20 protein-coding genes are annotated in these 16,787 nt (G+C 60.6%); 19 read left to right on the forward strand and 1 reads right to left on the reverse strand.

Features of this window, described 5'->3' with window-relative positions:
* The first annotated feature begins 309 nt into the window (after positions 1–309).
* From rluC to J3P97_RS07935, 3 genes are read left to right on the forward strand one after another with little or no spacing between them, the layout of a single operon-like run.
* Positions 310–1,266: a 23S rRNA pseudouridine(955/2504/2580) synthase RluC gene (gene rluC, locus J3P97_RS07925; RefSeq protein ID WP_434625175.1), complete on the forward strand. Its 957-nt coding sequence runs from the start codon at positions 310–312 to the stop codon at positions 1,264–1,266.
* On the forward strand, positions 1,256–1,918 hold the full coding sequence (locus tag J3P97_RS07930) for an HAD-IIIA family hydrolase (RefSeq protein ID WP_434673860.1): 663 nt from the start codon (positions 1,256–1,258) through the stop codon (positions 1,916–1,918). Before rluC ends, J3P97_RS07930 begins: the two co-directional genes overlap by 11 nt.
* A 21-nt stretch (positions 1,919–1,939) precedes the next feature.
* A complete protein-coding gene (locus J3P97_RS07935; RefSeq protein WP_434569357.1) occupies positions 1,940–2,929 on the forward strand; it encodes a S49 family peptidase in 990 nt (329 codons plus the stop codon).
* Between the two features lie 126 nt (positions 2,930–3,055).
* Here J3P97_RS07935 and J3P97_RS07940 read toward each other — a convergent pair whose 3' ends face one another.
* Entirely contained in the window at positions 3,056–3,634 is a 579-nt protein-coding gene (locus J3P97_RS07940; RefSeq protein WP_434603255.1) for a Maf family protein, read from the reverse strand.
* A gap of 105 nt (positions 3,635–3,739) precedes the next feature.
* On the opposite strand from J3P97_RS07940, the gene J3P97_RS07945 reads away from it, so the two are divergent.
* The 16 genes from J3P97_RS07945 to J3P97_RS08020 all read left to right on the forward strand — a co-directional run bounded on the left by J3P97_RS07945 (position 3,740) and on the right by J3P97_RS08020 (position 16,772).
* Positions 3,740–4,267 carry a YceD family protein gene (locus J3P97_RS07945; protein ID WP_003204262.1) on the forward strand — a complete coding sequence of 176 codons (528 nt, stop codon included), beginning with the start codon at positions 3,740–3,742 and terminating at the stop codon, positions 4,265–4,267.
* A gap of 13 nt (positions 4,268–4,280) precedes the next feature.
* Positions 4,281–4,463, forward strand: coding sequence for a 50S ribosomal protein L32 (gene rpmF / locus J3P97_RS07950; RefSeq protein ID WP_003179396.1), 183 nt, complete (start codon positions 4,281–4,283; stop codon positions 4,461–4,463).
* Between the two features lie 4 nt (positions 4,464–4,467).
* Entirely contained in the window at positions 4,468–5,478 is a 1,011-nt protein-coding gene (gene plsX / locus J3P97_RS07955; RefSeq protein WP_434569355.1) for a phosphate acyltransferase PlsX, read from the forward strand.
* A 123-nt stretch (positions 5,479–5,601) separates the two neighbouring features.
* Positions 5,602–6,540 carry an ACP S-malonyltransferase gene (gene fabD / locus J3P97_RS07960; RefSeq protein ID WP_434569354.1) on the forward strand — a complete coding sequence of 313 codons (939 nt, stop codon included), beginning with the start codon at positions 5,602–5,604 and terminating at the stop codon, positions 6,538–6,540.
* A 15-nt stretch (positions 6,541–6,555) separates the two neighbouring features.
* Positions 6,556–7,299 carry a 3-oxoacyl-ACP reductase FabG gene (gene fabG / locus J3P97_RS07965; protein ID WP_434673861.1) on the forward strand — a complete coding sequence of 248 codons (744 nt, stop codon included), beginning with the start codon at positions 6,556–6,558 and terminating at the stop codon, positions 7,297–7,299.
* A gap of 191 nt (positions 7,300–7,490) precedes the next feature.
* Entirely contained in the window at positions 7,491–7,727 is a 237-nt protein-coding gene (gene acpP / locus J3P97_RS07970; RefSeq protein ID WP_003175607.1) for an acyl carrier protein, read from the forward strand.
* A 108-nt stretch (positions 7,728–7,835) separates the two neighbouring features.
* The gene (gene fabF / locus J3P97_RS07975) at positions 7,836–9,080 is read left to right on the forward strand and encodes a beta-ketoacyl-ACP synthase II (protein WP_434673862.1); all 1,245 of its coding nucleotides are present in this window, start codon (positions 7,836–7,838) and stop codon (positions 9,078–9,080) included.
* The gene (gene pabC / locus J3P97_RS07980) at positions 9,080–9,895 is read left to right on the forward strand and encodes an aminodeoxychorismate lyase (protein WP_434673863.1); all 816 of its coding nucleotides are present in this window, start codon (positions 9,080–9,082) and stop codon (positions 9,893–9,895) included. The genes fabF and pabC overlap by 1 nt, the downstream gene beginning before the upstream one ends.
* A 3-nt stretch (positions 9,896–9,898) precedes the next feature.
* Positions 9,899–11,071: an endolytic transglycosylase MltG gene (mltG, locus tag J3P97_RS07985; protein ID WP_434569351.1), complete on the forward strand. Its 1,173-nt coding sequence runs from the start codon at positions 9,899–9,901 to the stop codon at positions 11,069–11,071.
* Positions 11,072–11,090: 19 nt separating this feature from the next.
* On the forward strand, positions 11,091–11,723 hold the full coding sequence (gene tmk, locus J3P97_RS07990; protein WP_434625158.1) for a dTMP kinase: 633 nt from the start codon (positions 11,091–11,093) through the stop codon (positions 11,721–11,723).
* The gene (locus J3P97_RS07995) at positions 11,716–12,702 is read left to right on the forward strand and encodes a DNA polymerase III subunit delta' (RefSeq protein WP_434673864.1); all 987 of its coding nucleotides are present in this window, start codon (positions 11,716–11,718) and stop codon (positions 12,700–12,702) included. Before tmk ends, J3P97_RS07995 begins: the two co-directional genes overlap by 8 nt.
* 40 nt (positions 12,703–12,742) lie before the next feature.
* Positions 12,743–13,099, forward strand: coding sequence for a PilZ domain-containing protein (locus J3P97_RS08000; protein ID WP_305496049.1), 357 nt, complete (start codon positions 12,743–12,745; stop codon positions 13,097–13,099).
* 9 nt (positions 13,100–13,108) lie between these two features.
* The gene (locus tag J3P97_RS08005; protein WP_434673865.1) at positions 13,109–13,903 is read left to right on the forward strand and encodes a TatD family hydrolase; all 795 of its coding nucleotides are present in this window, start codon (positions 13,109–13,111) and stop codon (positions 13,901–13,903) included.
* 383 nt (positions 13,904–14,286) lie between these two features.
* Complete coding sequence (locus J3P97_RS08010) at positions 14,287–14,925, forward strand: TetR/AcrR family transcriptional regulator (RefSeq protein ID WP_003204240.1); 639 nt, start codon at positions 14,287–14,289, stop codon at positions 14,923–14,925.
* 137 nt (positions 14,926–15,062) lie between these two features.
* Positions 15,063–16,031, forward strand: a complete 969-nt coding sequence (locus tag J3P97_RS08015) for a GTP 3',8-cyclase MoaA (RefSeq protein WP_434673866.1) — start codon at positions 15,063–15,065, stop codon at positions 16,029–16,031.
* 135 nt (positions 16,032–16,166) lie between these two features.
* Positions 16,167–16,772, forward strand: coding sequence for a DUF4823 domain-containing protein (locus tag J3P97_RS08020; protein ID WP_434569347.1), 606 nt, complete (start codon positions 16,167–16,169; stop codon positions 16,770–16,772).
* Positions 16,773–16,787 lie beyond the last annotated feature (15 nt).

Raw genomic sequence — 16,787 nt, forward strand, 5'->3', positions numbered from 1 at the left:
CTCTCGCTCGGGGTCGTCTGCGGGCGACTGCACTTTGTGAACTGGCCGTGAATGTGGCGCGCAAGGCGAGTCAAGACTCTGCTTTGCGGCGTATTTCAGGCCTCATGTCACCTGCGCTCGTTACACCTGCGAACTCTACCGTTACGTAGCAAAAGCCCCGTAGGACGGCCTCTCGTCCTCGTGAATTGCGTTGGTCAGGGCCGGTTTTTGACCGCTGGTCCGCTGTCCAGCCACTTTTGGCGGCGTTCGCGACTATAGCAGCAATGATTAAGTGCTTCAATTCCATAAAAAATTGTTATCATCGCCGCCATGACAACTACTGCCCCTTCGACCCCAGGCGTTCAACTGCTTGAGGTCTCGCCGGAATATGCCGGCCAACGAATTGATAATTTCCTGCTTGCCCGGCTCAAAGGCGTGCCCAAGACCTTGATCTATCGCATTTTGCGCAAAGGCGAAGTGCGGGTGAACAAAGGTCGGATCAAGCCCGAATACAAGCTCCAGGCGGGCGACGTCGTGCGCGTACCGCCGGTTCGCGTGCCCGAGCGCGATGAGCCGGTGCCACTGGCACAAGGCTTGTTGCAACGCCTGGAAGCCGCCATCGTCTTCGAAGACAAGGCGCTGATCGTGGTCAACAAGCCCGCGGGCATCGCGGTCCACGGCGGCAGCGGCCTGAATTTCGGCGTGATCGAAGCCTTCCGTCAGCTGCGTCCCGATGCCAAGGAGCTGGAGCTGGTCCATCGTCTGGATCGGGACACCTCCGGGCTGTTGATGATTGCCAAGAAGCGCAGCATGTTGCGCCATCTGCACGAACAGTTGCGCGGCGATGGCGTCGACAAGCGCTACATGGCGCTTGTGCGCGGTCGTTGGGATACATCCGTCAAGCAGGTCCGCGCGCCGCTGCTCAAGAGCAACCTGCGCTCCGGCGAGCGCATGGTGGAAGTCAACGAGGAAGGCAAGGAAGCGCTGACCGTGTTCAAGGTGCTGCGCCGTTTCGGCGACTTCGCCACCATGGTCGAGGCCAAGCCGGTCACTGGGCGGACCCACCAGATCCGCGTCCACACCCTGCATGCCGGGCATTGCATTGCCGGTGACAGCAAGTACGGGGACGATGACTTCAGCAAGGAAATCCGTGACCTGGGCGGCAAGCGCCTGTTCCTTCATGCCTACATGCTGACCGTGCCGTTGCCGGACGGCGGCGAGCTGAAATTGCAGGCCCCCGTGGATGACATGTGGGCCAAGACCGTGGAGCGGTTGAGTGCATCCTGACTACAAGCTGCTGATATTTGATTGGGACGGCACTCTGGCCAACTCCATCGGTCGGATTGTCGAGTCGATGCACGTCGCGTCGGACCGTACGGGTTTTGCTCGGCGGGATGATTTTGCGGTGAAGGGCATTATCGGTCTCGGGCTGCCGGAAGCGATTCGCAGCCTGTACCCGGAAATCGCTGATGAAGAGTTGAGCGTTTTTCGCCAGCATTATGCCGACCACTACATCGCGCTGGAGGCCGAGCCTTCGCCGCTGTTCGACGGCGTGGCCGACACGCTCCAGGCCCTGCGGGAGGAGGGCTATCACCTGGCTGTCGCGACCGGCAAGGCTCGACGCGGGCTGGATCGGGTGCTGAAGTCCCATGGCTGGGACGATTATTTCGACATCACCCGCGCCGCCGACGAAACCGCCAGCAAGCCGCATCCGCTGATGCTTGAACAGATCCTGGCCCACTGTAACGTGCGGCCCGAGCAGGCGCTGATGGTCGGGGATTCGTCGTTCGACCTGCAGATGGCGCGAAATGCCGGCATGGGCTCTGTCGCTGTCAGTTATGGCGCGCAGACGATCGAGGCGCTCCGGGCGTTTGAACCGTGCCTGGCGATTGACCATTTTCCCGAATTGCACGCGTGGCTGAGCCAGCGTGCCGGTTGACGTTTTGATGGGGATGCATGCATGACCGATGAATGGAAAGCACCGGCCAAGGCAGATGCCGAGAGCGGTGATGGAAAAAGCTGGAAGCTGTTGGAAAAGACCCTGCTGGCCGGTGTGCAAGAGCAGCGTCGGTCGCGCCGCTGGGGGATCTTCTTCAAGCTGCTGACCTTCGTTTATCTTTTCGTTGCGCTGCTGCTGTTCACGCCGTTGATGAGTATCGAAAAAGGTGCGGTCAGTGGTTCGGCGTATACCGCGTTGATCGACATTCAAGGCGTGATCGCCGACAAGGAGCCAGCCAGTGCGGATAACATCGTCGGCAGTCTGCGGGCCGCCTTCGAAGATCCGAAGGTCAAGGGCGTGGTGCTGCGCATCAACAGCCCGGGCGGCAGTCCGGTGCAGTCGGGTTACGTCTACGACGAGATCGTCCGGTTGCGCGCGCTTCACCCGAACACCAAGGTCTATGCAGTCATCGCCGATCTCGGCGCGTCGGGTGCCTATTACATTGCCAGCGCCGCGGACCAGATCTATGCCGACAAGGCCAGCCTGGTCGGCTCCATTGGCGTGACGGCGGCCGGTTATGGTTTTGTCGGGACCATGGAGAAGCTCGGTGTGGAGCGGCGGGTCTATACCTCTGGCGAGCACAAGTCGTTCCTTGATCCGTTCCAGCCGCAAAAGCCTGAAGAGACCGCGTTCTGGCAGGGCGTACTCGACACGACTCACAAGCAATTCATTGCCAGCGTTAAGAAAGGCCGCGGCGAGCGCTTGAAGGACAAGGAGCATCCGGAATTGTTTTCCGGGTTGGTCTGGTCCGGGGAGCAGGCTTTGCCGCTGGGCCTGATCGACGGCCTGGGCAGCGCCAGTTCGGTGGCTCGGGATGTGATCGGTCAGAAGGACCTGGTGGACTTCACCATCGAAGAATCGCCGTTTGACCGCTTCTCGAAGAAGCTGGGCGCAAGCATCGCCGAGCATCTGGCGATGTGGATGGGCTTCCAGGGTCCGGCGTTGCGCTGATTCAAGCGTGACGCATTTGCCCTTGTGGCGAGGGAGCTTGCTCCCGCTGGGCTGCGCAGCGGCCCCGGATTTTTGCGGTCGCTGCGCAACCGAGCGGGAGCAAGCTCCCTCGCCACGGAGGGCGGTTCAGGGAACCTGCACACCCTCAGCCAGCAACATATCCACAAGACGAATCAGCGGCAGGCCGACCAGGCTGGTGGCGTCCGGCCCTTCGGTGCTCTGGAACAGGCTCACGCCCAGGCCTTCGGCCTTGAAGCTGCCGGCGCAGTCGTACGGTTGCTCGGTGCGCAGATAGCGCTCCACGCGAGCCTGATCCAATGTCCGCATGGTTACGGTAAACGGAACGCAATCGACCTGGCAGGCGCCGGTCTGGCTGTTGAGCAGTGCCAGGCCGGTCAGGAAGGTTACCTTGGTCCCGCTGGCGGCCAGCAGTTGCTCGCGGGCGTTCTCGAAGGTGTTGGGCTTGCCCAGGATGCGCTCGCCGAGCACGGCGACCTGGTCCGAGCCAATGATCAGGTGTGCCGGGTAACGGTCCGCCAGGGCGAAGGCTTTTTCCCGGGCCAGGCGTTTCACCAGTTCGAGCGCGGCCTCGCCGGCGCGATGGCTTTCGTCGATGTCCGGTGAGTCGCAGACGAACGGCAGCCCCAGGCGGGCAAGCAGTTCCCGACGGTAGACCGAGCTTGAGGCAAGTAATAAAGGCAGCATTGGCGTCTCCAGGAGGCAGGAGAGGATTCTAGCGAGGCGTGCAAGTGACGGACAGGGCTGAATTTCCTTTGACATGGCCCGGTGCATCCCTATAATGCTGCGCCTATGTTGAATGACCCGATTCCACCTCACGTTGACCCGCGCAAATTGGCTGACCGTGGCACCACCCTTCAAGGTGAATTGCTGCTGGCCGATTTGAAGAGACTCTGCGACCCGCTTTCCGACGATGTCGGTACGGTCCAGGCCAAATTCGTTTTTGAACGAGATGAACGTAAATCTGTGGTGATCCACAGCTTTATCGACACTGAAGTCAAAATGGTTTGCCAGCGTTGTCTTGAGCTGGTCACCCTGCCGATCCACAGCGAATGCAGTTACGCCGTGGTGAAGGAGGGTGCGAATACCCAGTCGTTGCCGAAAGGTTATGACGTGCTGGAACTGGGCGAAGATCCATTGGATCTGCAGTCACTGATCGAGGAGGAGCTTCTGCTCGCCTTGCCCATTGTGCCTGCTCATCATCCGGAAGAATGCCAGCAGCCGGCGGGAGCAGATGAGCCCGAACCGAGCGAGGACGAGGTAACGCGGTCCAACCCGTTCAGTGTATTGGCGCAGTTAAAGCGTGACCCAAACGTTTAGGAGTTAATCAATTATGGCTGTTCAGCAGAACAAAAAATCCCGCTCTGCCCGTGACATGCGCCGTTCGCACGACGCTCTCGAGGCTAGCACCCTGTCTGTAGAAAAAACCACCGGTGAAGTTCACCTGCGTCACCACGTATCGCCAGAAGGCGTATACCGTGGCCGTAAAGTGATCGACAAGGGCGCCGACGAGTAATCACTTGTCCGCTCAAGTCATCGCGATTGACGCAATGGGCGGGGACTTCGGTCCCCGCAGCATTGTTCAGGCCAGTCTCGCTTGCCTGAATGCTACGCCCTCGCTGCACCTGACCCTCGTCGGTCAACCCTCCCTCCTGGAAGAATTGCTCAGTGGTTATCCTGCTGCGGATCGCGCGCGCCTGACGATTACGCCGGCAGCCGAAGTCATCGCCATGGACGAGAAGCCTGCCCAGGCTCTGCGCGGCAAGCCCGACGCCTCGATGCGTGTTGCGCTGGAGCTGCTGCGCGACGACAAGGTCCAGGCGTGTGTCAGTGCGGGTAATACCGGGGCGTTGATGGCGCTGTCCCGCTACGTGCTGAAAACCCTGCCGGGGATCGATCGGCCCGCCATGGTCGCGGCGATCCCGACCCAGCGCGGTTTCTGCCAGCTACTGGACCTGGGCGCCAATGTCGACTGCAGCGCCGAGCATTTGCTGCAGTTCGCGGTGATGGGCTCGGTCGCGGCTGAAACCCTGGGCATCGCTCGCCCTCGCGTGGCACTGCTGAATATCGGCACCGAAGACATCAAGGGTAATCAGCAGGTCAAGCTCGCGGCCACATTGTTGCAAAGCGCCCGGGGCATCAATTACATCGGTTTTGTCGAGGGTGACGGGCTATATCGCGGCGAGGCTGACGTGGTGGTATGCGACGGTTTTGTCGGCAATATCCTGCTCAAGTCCAGCGAAGGCCTGGCGACCATGATTGGCGGCCGCATCGAGGCCCTGTTCAAGCAGAGCCTGGCTTCCAGGGCGGTGGGTGCGCTGGCATTGCCGCTGATGCGTCGTCTGCAGGCGGACCTGGCCCCGGCGCGGCACAATGGTGCGAGTTTTCTCGGGCTGCAGGGCATCGTGATCAAGAGTCATGGTTCGGCTGGGGTGCAGGGCTTTCAGAGTGCAATCAACCGGGCGGTGATTGAAATCGAGGAAAACCTGCCTGAGCGTCTGCATGGCCGTCTTGAAGATTTGTTAACTTAGGCGTTTTCGTCCGACAATGCTTAAATGTGACCGGTCGGTTCAACCCGCCATCCAACTGTCAGTTTCCTAGCGCCCCCAGGGGCGTCAATTTTTGACGACAAGATCATTAGGGGCTTTGTTTTCATGTCTGCTTCCCTCGCATTCGTCTTTCCAGGACAGGGCTCGCAGTCCCTCGGCATGCTGGCCGAGTTGGGCGCGCAATACCCGTTGATCCTGGAAACATTCAAAGAAGCATCCGATGCACTCGGCTACGACTTGTGGGCACTGACTCAGCAAGGGCCGGAAGAGCAGCTCAACCAGACCGACAAGACCCAACCCGCGATCCTGACCGCCTCCATTGCGCTGTGGCGCTTGTGGCTGGCTGAAGGCGGCGCGCGTCCGGCGTTTGTCGCCGGTCACAGCCTGGGCGAGTACAGCGCCCTGGTGGCGGCCGGCAGCCTGAGCCTTGGCGACGCGGTAAAGCTGGTGGAACGGCGTGGCCAGTTGATGCAAGAGGCGGTTCCGGCCGGGCAGGGTGGCATGGCCGCTATCCTCGGTCTGGAAGACGCCGATGTGTTGGCAGCCTGTGCCGAAGCGGCGCAAGGCGATGTGGTCAGCGCGGTGAATTTCAATTCGCCGGGCCAGGTGGTCATTGCCGGCGCCAAGGCGGCTGTCGAGCGCGCGATCGAAGGTTGCAAGGCCCGTGGCGCCAAGCGCGCGATGCCATTGCCGGTCAGCGTTCCGTCGCACTGCGAGCTGATGCGCCCGGCCGCCGAGCGGTTTGCCGAATCCATCGCCGCCATCGACTGGCAGGCGCCGCAGATTCCCGTGGTTCAGAATGTCAGCGCCAACGTGGCGTCGGATCTCGAGACCCTCAAGCGCGATCTGCTGGAACAACTCTACAAGCCGGTTCGCTGGGTCGAATCGGTACAGACCCTGGCAGCCAAGGGCGCGACCGAACTGGTCGAGTGCGGCCCTGGCAAGGTGCTGGCAGGTCTGAACAAACGCTGCGCCGAAGGCGTGTCGACTTCCAATCTCAACACCCCAGACGCTTTCGCTGCCGCTCGTGCAGCGCAAGCCTGAACAGGAGAAGCTTGCATGAGTTTGCAAGGTAAAGTTGCACTGGTGACCGGTGCAAGCCGCGGCATCGGCCAGGCTATCGCACTGGAATTGGGTCGCCAAGGCGCCATTGTCATCGGCACCGCGACTTCCGCTTCAGGCGCCGAGCGTATCGCCGCGACCTTGAAGGAAAACGGCATCCAAGGCACCGGCCTTGAGCTGAATGTCACCAGCGACGAATCTGTTGCGGCGGTTCTGGCAAGCATCCAGGAGCAGTTCGGCGCTCCGGCGATCCTGATCAATAATGCCGGCATCACTCGCGATAACCTGATGATGCGCATGAAAGATGACGAATGGTTCGATGTGGTCGATACCAACTTGAACAGCCTGTATCGGCTGTCCAAGGGCGTTCTGCGTGGCATGACCAAGGCCCGTTGGGGCCGAATTATCAGTATCGGCTCGGTTGTGGGTGCCATGGGCAACGCTGGCCAAGTAAACTATGCTGCGGCTAAAGCCGGCCTGGAAGGTTTCAGTCGTGCGCTGGCACGGGAAGTCGGTTCGCGCTCGATTACGGTAAACTCGGTTGCACCGGGTTTCATCGACACCGACATGACCCGCGAACTGCCGGAAGCACAGCGTGAAGCTTTGTTGACACAGATTCCGCTGGGTCGTCTGGGGCAAGCTCAAGAAATCGCGTCCGTGGTCGCTTTTCTTGCTTCGGACGGTGCGGCATACGTGACTGGGGCTACAATCCCGGTAAACGGCGGGATGTACATGAGTTAAATGTGACGGATTGCTTCAAAAAAATGTCATACGAGCTGTCTAAAATCCGTTATAAAGCTGCAATCTATTTATAGGCGGCGGGCCCCAGGGTTCGAGGAGTGAAGCTTTCGGTTGAAAAACCGAAAAGTCTTTCTATACACTTACCCACCGGCCAGCTGCCTGAATTTGTCCATTAGGAGTGAAAACAAGGTATGAGCACCATCGAAGAGCGCGTCAAGAAAATCGTTGCCGAGCAACTGGGCGTTAAAGAAGAAGAAGTTGTGAACACCGCTTCCTTCGTCGAAGACCTGGGTGCCGACTCCCTTGACACCGTTGAGCTGGTGATGGCTCTGGAAGAGGAATTCGAGACCGAGATTCCTGACGAAGAAGCTGAAAAGATCACTACTGTACAAGCTGCTATCGACTACGTTACCAGCCACCAGGCGTAATCGTATTCAGTCGTCGCTAGCTGTCATGGAAAAACCGCACTGCCATTTCGGCGTGCGGTTTTTTCTTTAGGCCTGATGCAAAGTCGTCATTTGAAAAAGGAGAGTGCTGTGTCGCGTAGACGCGTCGTAGTCACCGGTATGGGTATGTTGTCGCCACTGGGCACGGATGTGCCGAGCAGCTGGCAGGGCATTCTGGCTGGCCGTAGTGGCATTGGTCTGATCGAACACACCGACCTTTCTGCCTATTCCACCCGTTTTGGCGGCTCGGTAAAGGGTTTCAATGTCGAGGAATACCTGTCGGTCAAGGAAGCCCGCAAGCTTGACCTGTTCATTCAATACGGCCTGGCAGCCGGTTTCCAGGCGGTGCGCAATGCCGGGCTGGAAGTCACCGACGCCAACCGTGAGCGCATCGGCGTGGCCATGGGTTCGGGTATTGGCGGCTTGACCAATATCGAAGAAACCAGCCGTACGCTGCATGATTCCGGGCCGCGGCGTATTTCGCCGTTTTTCGTGCCGGGCTCGATCATCAATATGATTTCCGGTTTCCTGTCCATCCACCTCGGTGCACAGGGACCCAACTACGCCATCGCTACTGCCTGCACTACGGGCACCCACTGCATCGGCATGGCCGCGCGCAACATCATGTACGACGAAGCTGACGTGATGATTGCCGGTGGTGCCGAAATGGCCGCCTGCGGCCTCGGCATGGGCGGTTTCGGCGCGTCCCGTGCGCTGTCGACCCGCAACGATGAGCCGGACCGGGCCAGCCGCCCGTGGGACAAGGGCCGCGACGGTTTCGTACTGTCGGACGGTGCCGGTGCGCTGGTGCTCGAAGAGCTTGAACACGCCAAGGCTCGTGGCGCGACCATCTATGCCGAACTGATCGGCTTCGGTACCAGCGGCGATGCGTTCCACATGACCTCGCCACCGGCCGATGGCGCCGGTGCGGCCCGTTGCATCACCAATGCCTTGCGCGACGCCAAGCTCAATCCAGGGCAGGTCCAGTACATCAACGCCCATGGCACGTCGACCCCGGCTGGCGATCTGGCCGAAGCCCAGGCCATCAAGACCGTGTTCGGCGACCACGCCTACAAACTGGCTGTCAGCTCGACCAAATCGATGACCGGCCACCTGTTGGGCGCGGCAGGTGCGGTGGAAGCGATCTTCAGCGTACTGGCGATCAACAGCCAGGTGGCGCCGCCGACCATCAACCTTGATGAGCCGGACGAGGGCTGCGACCTCGACTTCGTGCCGCATACCGCCCGGAACATGGACATCGACGTCGTGTTGTCCAATTCCTTCGGCTTCGGCGGGACCAATGGCTCGCTGGTGTTTCGCCGGTTCGCCGGTTGATGGAAAGCTGGGTCGACGGTCAGCCGGCTGACGCTCTGTCGCTGAAAGATCGCGGCCTGGCCTACGGTGATGGGTTGTTCGAAACCATCGCCGTGCGGGACGGTAAGCTCGTTCTGCTTGAGGGGCATCTGCAACGCCTCGCGTTGGGATGCCGACGGTTGGCAGTCAGTGTCGATTGGGCGGTATTGAACGCTGAACTGCAAGCCTATGCGCAGCAGCTTGGCGATGGCGTTCTGAAACTGATCGTGACCCGTGGCGACAGTCTGCGGGGCTATGCCGCCAATCCTTCAGCCCAGGCCCGCCGCATCTTGCAGGGCAGCCCGCCGGCGGCCTATCCGCTGGCCCATGCCGAGCAAGGCGTTCAGCTGTTTCCTTGCACTACACGCCTGTCCGAGCAACCGTTGCTCGCTGGCCTCAAACACCTCAATCGCCTAGAACAAGTGCTGGCCCGCGCCGAATGGAGCGACACCGAGCATGCCGAAGGCTTGATGCTGGATATGTCCGGGCGGGTGATCGAAGGCGTGTTCAGCAATCTGTTCATGGTGCACGACGGAGCGCTGATCACGGCGGATCTGAGCCGTTGTGGTGTCGCCGGGGTGATGCGCGGGCAATTATTGTTTCAAGCCGAGTCTGATGGCATCGCTACTCAGGTCACCGATATCAGCCTCCAACAGCTGCACCAGGCCGACGAGGTCTTTGTCTGCAACAGCGTTTATGGCGTGTGGCCGGTACGCGGATGCGGTTCGGCGCGCTGGTCGGTTGGCCCGCTCACCCGTAAACTGCAGACCCTTGCCCGTGCGCTATTGGATGCTTGATTCGTGAGACGTAAATTCTTGCTGCTGCTGGAAGTCGGACTGGTTCTGGCAGGGCTGTTGCTGGGCGCTTCGGCGTGGAAAATTCATTCGGCGCTGCAGCAGCCGTTGAACATCACCCAGGAAGAGCTGCTTGACGTACCCAGCGGCACCACGCCGACCGGGACGCTCAATCGCCTGGAAGCCGATGGCCTGATCAAGGATGCATTCTGGCTGCGGGTGTACTGGCGCTTCAACCTCGCCGGCCAACCCCTGCACTCCGGCGAATACCGGATGGTGCCGGGGATGACGATGGACGGCCTGATCGGTGTCTGGAAGCGTGGTGACGTGGTGCAGTACAGCGTCACGCTGGTGGAGGGCTGGAATTTCCGTCAGGTTCGCGCAGCGCTGGCCAAAGATGAGAAGCTCCAGCAGACCCTCGCCGGCCTGAGCGACAGTCAGGTGATGGACCGTCTTGGTCATTCCGGGATATTTCCCGAAGGCCGGTTCTTCCCGGATACCTATCGGTTCGTGCGCGGTACGTCGGATGCCGATCTGCTGAAGAAGGCCTACGATCGGCTGGAAGAGGTGCTCGCCAAGGAGTGGGCGCAACGAGCCGCCGACGTGCCTTACACCCAGCCCTACCAGGCATTGATCATGGCTTCCCTGATCGAGAAGGAGACTGGCGTGCCCCAGGAGCGTGGCCAGATCGCCGGGGTGTTCGTGCGCCGCTTGCGCCTGGGCATGTTGTTGCAGACCGATCCCACCGTAATCTATGGCCTGGGGGAGCGCTACGCCGGCAAGCTCACCCGCGCCCATCTGAAAGAACCGAATCCCTACAACACCTATCTGGTTCCAGGGCTGCCGCCGACGCCGATCGCGATGGTCGGGCGCGAGGCGATTCATGCGGCGTTGAACCCGGCGGACGGCAACAGCCTTTATTTCGTGGCCCGGGGCGATGGCAGCCATGTGTTTTCCGATGACCTGGAAACGCACAACAACGCGGTGCGCGAATACCAGCTCAAGCGCCGCGCCGATTATCGCTCCAGCCCGGCCCCGGTTGCGCCGGACGATGTGGCGCCAATTCCCGCCGCTTCACCTGATACGGCGCCTGAAGCCGTGCCCCAGGTGCCGCCCCAGGAACCCGCGCCGCAACCCGCCCCCGAAGCGAATGCCAGCGAGCCGCCGAGCCCGCAATGACTCTGATTAAGGATCGCCCGTGACTGGCTTGTTTATAACCCTGGAAGGCCCCGAAGGCGCCGGCAAGAGCACCAACCGCGAATACCTCGCCGAACGTTTGCGGGCTGAAGGCATCGAGGTGGTGCTGACCCGTGAGCCGGGCGGCACGCCATTGGCCGAGAGGATTCGCGAGGTGCTGCTGGCACCCCTTGACGAGGTCATGAACCCCGACACCGAGCTATTGCTGGTTTTCGCCGCCCGGGCGCAACATCTGGCCGAGGTGATCCGCCCGGCGCTGGCCCGTGGTGCGGTGGTGCTGTGTGATCGCTTCACCGATTCGACCTATGCCTACCAGGGGGGCGGCCGGGGCTTGTCCCTTGAACGCATCGCCGCGCTGGAAACCTTTGTCCAGGCGGACCTGCGGCCAGACCTGACCCTGGTGTTCGACTTGCCGGTGGACATCGGTCTGGCCCGCGCCAGCGCCCGGGGTCGGCTCGATCGCTTCGAGCTGGAAGGGCAGGCTTTCTTCAACGCAGTGCGCAACGCCTTCCTGGAACGTGCCCAGGCTGATCCGGCGCGTTACCTGCTGATCGACGCCGCCCAACCGCTGGCACAGGTCCAGCAATCGCTGGATGGTCTGCTGCCGCGTCTACTGGAGCGTGCCCGTGGCTGAAGCCTATCCGTGGCAGGACAGCCTCTGGCAGCAATTGGCCGGTCGTGCCCAGCATGCCCATGCCTACCTGCTCCACGGTCCGGCCGGGATCGGCAAGCGGGCCCTGGCCGAACGCCTGATGGCGAGCCTGTTGTGCCAAGCCCCGGTGGCCGCGGGCGGCTGCGGCGAATGCAAGTCCTGCCTGCTGCTCAAGGCCGGTAGCCATCCAGACAACTACGTGCTGGAGCCTGAAGAGGCGGACAAGGCGATCAAGGTCGACCAGGTCCGGGACCTGGTGAGTTTCGTTGTCCAGACCGCGCAGATGGGCGGGCGCAAGGTCGTGTTGATCGAACCGGTGGAGTCGATGAACATCAACGCTGCCAATGCCTTGCTCAAGAGTCTCGAAGAGCCTTCCGGAGATACCGTCCTGCTGTTGGTCAGCCACCAGCCGAGTCGGTTGTTGCCGACCATCAAGAGCCGTTGCGTGCAGCAGGCTTGTCCGCTGCCCAGCGAGGCCATGAGCCTGCAGTGGCTGGGCCAGGCCTTGCCTGACAGCAGCGATGAGGAGCGTGTCGAGCTGCTGACCCTGGCCGCCGGTTCGCCACTGGCGGCCGTCAGCCTCCAGGCCCAGGGCGTGCGTGAGCAGCGGGCACTGGTCGTGGACGGCGTCAAGAAGCTGCTCAAGCAACAGCAGTCGCCGACGCAACTGGCCGAGGGCTGGAACGCCATTCCGTTGCTGCTGCTGTTCGACTGGTTCTGCGACTGGTCGAGCCTGATCCTGCGTTATCAGCTCACCGAGGACGAGGCAGGGCTGGGACTGGCGGACATGCGCAAGGTGGTCCAGTACCTGGCGCAAAAAAGCAGCCAGGACAAAATCCTGAACATTCAGGACTGGATCCTTGCCCAACGCCAGAAGGTGCTGAGCAAGGCCAACCTCAATCGCGTCCTGTTGCTGGAGGCGCTGTTGGTGCAATGGGCAAGTTTGCCTGGTCGTAACTGACAGGCACACTAAACTCAGCTCAATTGCAGCGGAGATCAGCATGAACGAACCTGTCAGCCCCGGGCCACGCAATGGCATCCTGTCCCTGACCATCAAGGACAAGTCGGTGCTCTACGCCGCCTACATGCCCTTCATCAGAAACGGTGGGTTGTTCATTCCCACCAACAAGAATTATCGCCTGGGCGATGAGGTGTTCATGCTGTTGAGCCTGATGGACGAGCCGGAGAAAATCCCGGTCGCCGGCAAGGTGATCTGGCTCACCCCCAAAGGCGCCCAAGGCAACCGGGCGGCCGGGGTTGGCGTGCAGTTCAACGAAGGCGATAACTCGGCTCGCAATCAGATCGAAACCCACCTGGCCGGAACCCTCAAGTCCGACCGTCCTACCCATACGATGTAGCTGGCCCATATGCTTGTAGATTCCCATTGTCACCTTGATCGCCTCGACCTTGCCGCCCATGGTGGTTCGCTGGACGCCGCGCTGGATGCCGCGCGCCAACGGGGCGTCGGGCATTTCCTGTGCATCGGTGTCAGCGCCGATAACGCCGCCGACGTCAAGGTCCTGGCCGACCGTTATGCGGATGTCGATTGTTCGGTGGGTATCCACCCGCTGGACGTACAGCCCGATGCCGCGCCGGCCCTGGACTGGCTGCTGCACGAGCTCGACCATCCTCGGGTGGTGGCCATTGGCGAGACTGGCCTCGACTATCACTACGAGCCGGAGGCCGCCGAGGTGCAGCAGGCTTCGTTCCGCTTGCACCTGGAAGCGGCTCGTCAGACTGGCAAGCCGGTAATCATCCACACCCGCGGTGCCCGCGCCGACACCCTGGGTCTGCTGCGCGACGCGGCGTTGCCCCAGGCGGGCGTGCTGCATTGCTTCACCGAGGACTGGGACATGGCCAAGGCTGCGCTGGACATGGGTTACTACATCTCCCTGTCCGGTATTGTCACGTTTCGCAATGCCGATGCCCTGCGCGACGTCGCCAGCAAAGTACCGGCCGATCGATTGCTGGTGGAGACCGATTCGCCCTACCTGGCGCCAATACCCTATCGCGGCAAGCCGAACCTTCCCCAGTATGTGCGCGAGGTGGCCGAGTTCCTGGCCATGTTGCGCGGTGAATCCTATGAGCGGTTCGCGCAGCAGACCACGGAAAACTTCAAACGCCTGTTCCCCCTGGCCCATGTCGGTTCGCCGAGGGCCTGAATCACGGACAAAAAAAACCCGGGTTCTGGGGGGTGAATCCGGGTTAAGACCATTAGGAGTAAACAAAGGCACTCGGTCCGTTGGTACCTTTATCGGCGCGTCACTTGGGGGAGATGTCACGCCGACAGTTCAAGTATTGATCACTGTGGCGATGCGTCCAGTGTGGTTGCGGCGGTTTTTAAACAAATTTGGAATACGCTCGCTTCGGATAGGTTCTCACTGTCCTGTTAACCTGCCAGTACGGTAGGGTGCCAGGTAAACGGAGGAGTCGGGACTGCACGATTTTCCGCAGAACGCTGATCGAAAATGGATGATCCGTGCATTTTTGCGTAATTTAGGCATAATACCCGGCTTCGAATTTTGACCCTTCAGACCTTTTTCTTATGCACAAAGAACCCCGTAAGGTCCGTGAGTTTCGTCGCCGCGAGCAGGAAATTCTCGACACCGCGCTCAAGTTGTTCCTCGACCAGGGTGAAGACAGTGTCACCGTCGAGATGATTGCGGATGCCGTGGGTATCGGCAAAGGCACGATCTATAAACATTTCAAATCCAAGGCCGAGATCTACCTGCGGCTGATGCTCGATTACGAGCGCGATTTGAACGAGTTGTTGCATTCGGCCGATGTGGACAAGGACAAGGAAGCGCTATCCCGGGCCTATTTCGAGTTCCGCATGCGCGACCCGCAGCGTTACCGCTTGTTCGATCGCCTGGAAGAGAAGGTGGTCAAGGGCAACCAGGTGCCGGAAATGGTCGAGGAGCTGCACAAGATCCGCGCTTCCAACTTCGAACGCCTGACCCTGCTGATCAAGGGCCGGATCAGCGAAGGCAAGCTCGAAGATGTGCCGCCGTATTTCCATTACTGCGCAGCCTGGGCGCTGGTGCATGGCGCCGTGGCGCTGTATCACTCGCCGTTCTGGAGCAATGTGCTTGAAGATCAGGAAGGCTTCTTCCAGTTCCTGATGGACATTGGCGTGCGCATGGGCAACAAGCGCAAGCGCGACACCGACGTCCCGAGCAGTTGAGGCATTCAGCTGTCTGATTGCGCCATGTCTGCTTACATGGCGCATTGCCCGAGGAATATACTCAGGCTTGGGCCTTGCAGAAATCTGATTTTTAGGTCAGGTTTTGCGGGCCCGATTCTTCTTTCGCCGGAGTGATCATGATCGTTGACCGTCAAGGCAGGCGTTTTCGCAATTTGCGGATCAGCCTGACTTCAGCCTGCAACTATGCCTGTACCTACTGCGTGCCAGACGGCAAGCGGCTGGTGGCTGCGCAGGATGAACTGTCGGCCGAGGCCATGGCGCGGGGCGTGGCCTATCTGATCGAAGCCGCCGGCATCGAGCGGTTGCGCATCACCGGTGGAGAGCCACTGGTCAGCCCCAAGCTGGAAAGCTTCATGACGGCGGTGGGGCAGATGGGGCTGCAGGACATCAGCTTGACCACCAATGGTCAACTGCTGGCAAAGAAGCTGCCTCTACTGGTCAACGCTGGTATCCGCCGTATCAACGTCTCCCTCGACACCCTGGACCCCGTGGCGTTTCGCAGCATTGCCCGTGGTGGCGACCTGGCGACCGTGCTGGACGGCATGGAGCAGGCCCGGGCGTCGGGAATGAAGATCAAGGTCAACATGGTGCCGTTGCGCGGGCAGAACCTGGACCAGGTGATGCCGTTGCTCCAGTACTGCCTGGAGCGTGGTTATGAGTTGCGTTTCATCGAGTTGATGCGCATGGGCCACCTGGCCAAGGATTCCAATGCGTTCCTTCAACAGTTCGTCAGCCTCCAGCAGTTGCTGGGGCTGATTGGCGACCAGTACGAATATCTGCAGGCCGATGCGCCGATCGATGCCACGGCCGTGCGTTACGAAATTCCGGGGTTGGGGCACTTCGGTGTGATCGCCAACGAAAGCGTGCCGTTCTGCCGCACCTGTTCGCGGCTGCGGCTGTCTTCCACGGGCTGGTTGCATGGCTGCCTGTCGTCGAGTAACCGTCACTACGTTGGCGATCTGTTGGATAAACCGCGTCACCAGGCATTGCCGGCGCTCCAGCGGCTGTTGGTCAAGGCCTTGGGGGACAAGCAGGAAGTGGCGTTCTCGGGTGGTGCGACCATCATGAAGATCATCGGCGGCTGAACAGCGGCTTTTTGTGGTGATGGAGCAAGCTCCACCCACCATAGACATTCCAAACCGGATAATTGTCGAGCTGGCGCAAAAGCTGCATCCCATGGCCATTCGCCGGTTTTCCGTCACCGGTTTTTGGAGGATAGGATGCGTAGCCTGTTTTTGCTGCTGGCCGTTTTGACGCTGGGTGGCTGCATGAATGTCAGCGACATGGGGGAGGGCGTTCGTTATCACATGAGCGACGCCGGCCTGCTGGACCATAGCGACAGCCGTCGGGTGAACAACCTGCGCATTCAGCCGGATTCCTTCATCTACATTGCCCAGGGTGCTTTTGCTCCGCCAGGCAGCGCTTATCCGCGGCCCAATGTCGTGGCTGAAGAAGCGTTCAACGGTTTCATCGAGTATTTCCCCATGGTTCGTCGCGCCCGGGTCCCGGAAGGCCTCGACCAGGCGATGGGCGAAGCGCGTGCCGCCGGTGCTCATTACTTGCTTTATACCCGGTTCGCCAAGGCGGACAACCGCATCGGCAACACCGACGAATGGCTGGACGAAGAAGCCGTGGATCGACTGGGTGTCGATACCGGTGTCATTCAGATCATGTTGATCGAGACCAGCACCCAGTATTTGATTGATACTGCGCGTATCAAAAGTCGTGGCGGTTTACTGACGTTGCACGACAAACAGCCAGAAGACCTGATCGCCGCCCCACTGCGTGAATATGCCCGCACCTTGCTGGGGATAAGCGACCAGTAACATTCAAGGAGTCAC

Source organism: Pseudomonas sp. R1-15, assembly GCF_051132085.1.
Classification (GTDB): Bacteria; Pseudomonadota; Gammaproteobacteria; order Pseudomonadales; family Pseudomonadaceae; genus Aquipseudomonas.

Excerpts from the sequence above, each read along its gene's own strand:
- rluC (WP_434625175.1), top strand. The coding sequence starts at position 310 with ATGACAACTACTGCCCCTTCGACCCCAGGCGTTCAACTGCTTGAGGTC.
- J3P97_RS07935 (WP_434569357.1), top strand. The coding sequence starts at position 1,940 with ATGACCGATGAATGGAAAGCACCGGCCAAGGCAGATGCCGAGAGCGGT.
- J3P97_RS07940 (WP_434603255.1), bottom strand. The coding sequence starts at position 3,634 with ATGCTGCCTTTATTACTTGCCTCAAGCTCGGTCTACCGTCGGGAACTG.
- J3P97_RS07945 (WP_003204262.1), top strand. The coding sequence starts at position 3,740 with ATGTTGAATGACCCGATTCCACCTCACGTTGACCCGCGCAAATTGGCT.
- rpmF (WP_003179396.1), top strand. The coding sequence starts at position 4,281 with ATGGCTGTTCAGCAGAACAAAAAATCCCGCTCTGCCCGTGACATGCGC.
- fabD (WP_434569354.1), top strand. The coding sequence starts at position 5,602 with ATGTCTGCTTCCCTCGCATTCGTCTTTCCAGGACAGGGCTCGCAGTCC.
- fabG (WP_434673861.1), top strand. The coding sequence starts at position 6,556 with ATGAGTTTGCAAGGTAAAGTTGCACTGGTGACCGGTGCAAGCCGCGGC.
- acpP (WP_003175607.1), top strand. The coding sequence starts at position 7,491 with ATGAGCACCATCGAAGAGCGCGTCAAGAAAATCGTTGCCGAGCAACTG.
- pabC (WP_434673863.1), top strand. The coding sequence starts at position 9,080 with ATGGAAAGCTGGGTCGACGGTCAGCCGGCTGACGCTCTGTCGCTGAAA.
- J3P97_RS08000 (WP_305496049.1), top strand. The coding sequence starts at position 12,743 with ATGAACGAACCTGTCAGCCCCGGGCCACGCAATGGCATCCTGTCCCTG.
- J3P97_RS08005 (WP_434673865.1), top strand. The coding sequence starts at position 13,109 with ATGCTTGTAGATTCCCATTGTCACCTTGATCGCCTCGACCTTGCCGCC.
- J3P97_RS08010 (WP_003204240.1), top strand. The coding sequence starts at position 14,287 with ATGCACAAAGAACCCCGTAAGGTCCGTGAGTTTCGTCGCCGCGAGCAG.
- J3P97_RS08015 (WP_434673866.1), top strand. The coding sequence starts at position 15,063 with ATGATCGTTGACCGTCAAGGCAGGCGTTTTCGCAATTTGCGGATCAGC.
- J3P97_RS08020 (WP_434569347.1), top strand. The coding sequence starts at position 16,167 with ATGCGTAGCCTGTTTTTGCTGCTGGCCGTTTTGACGCTGGGTGGCTGC.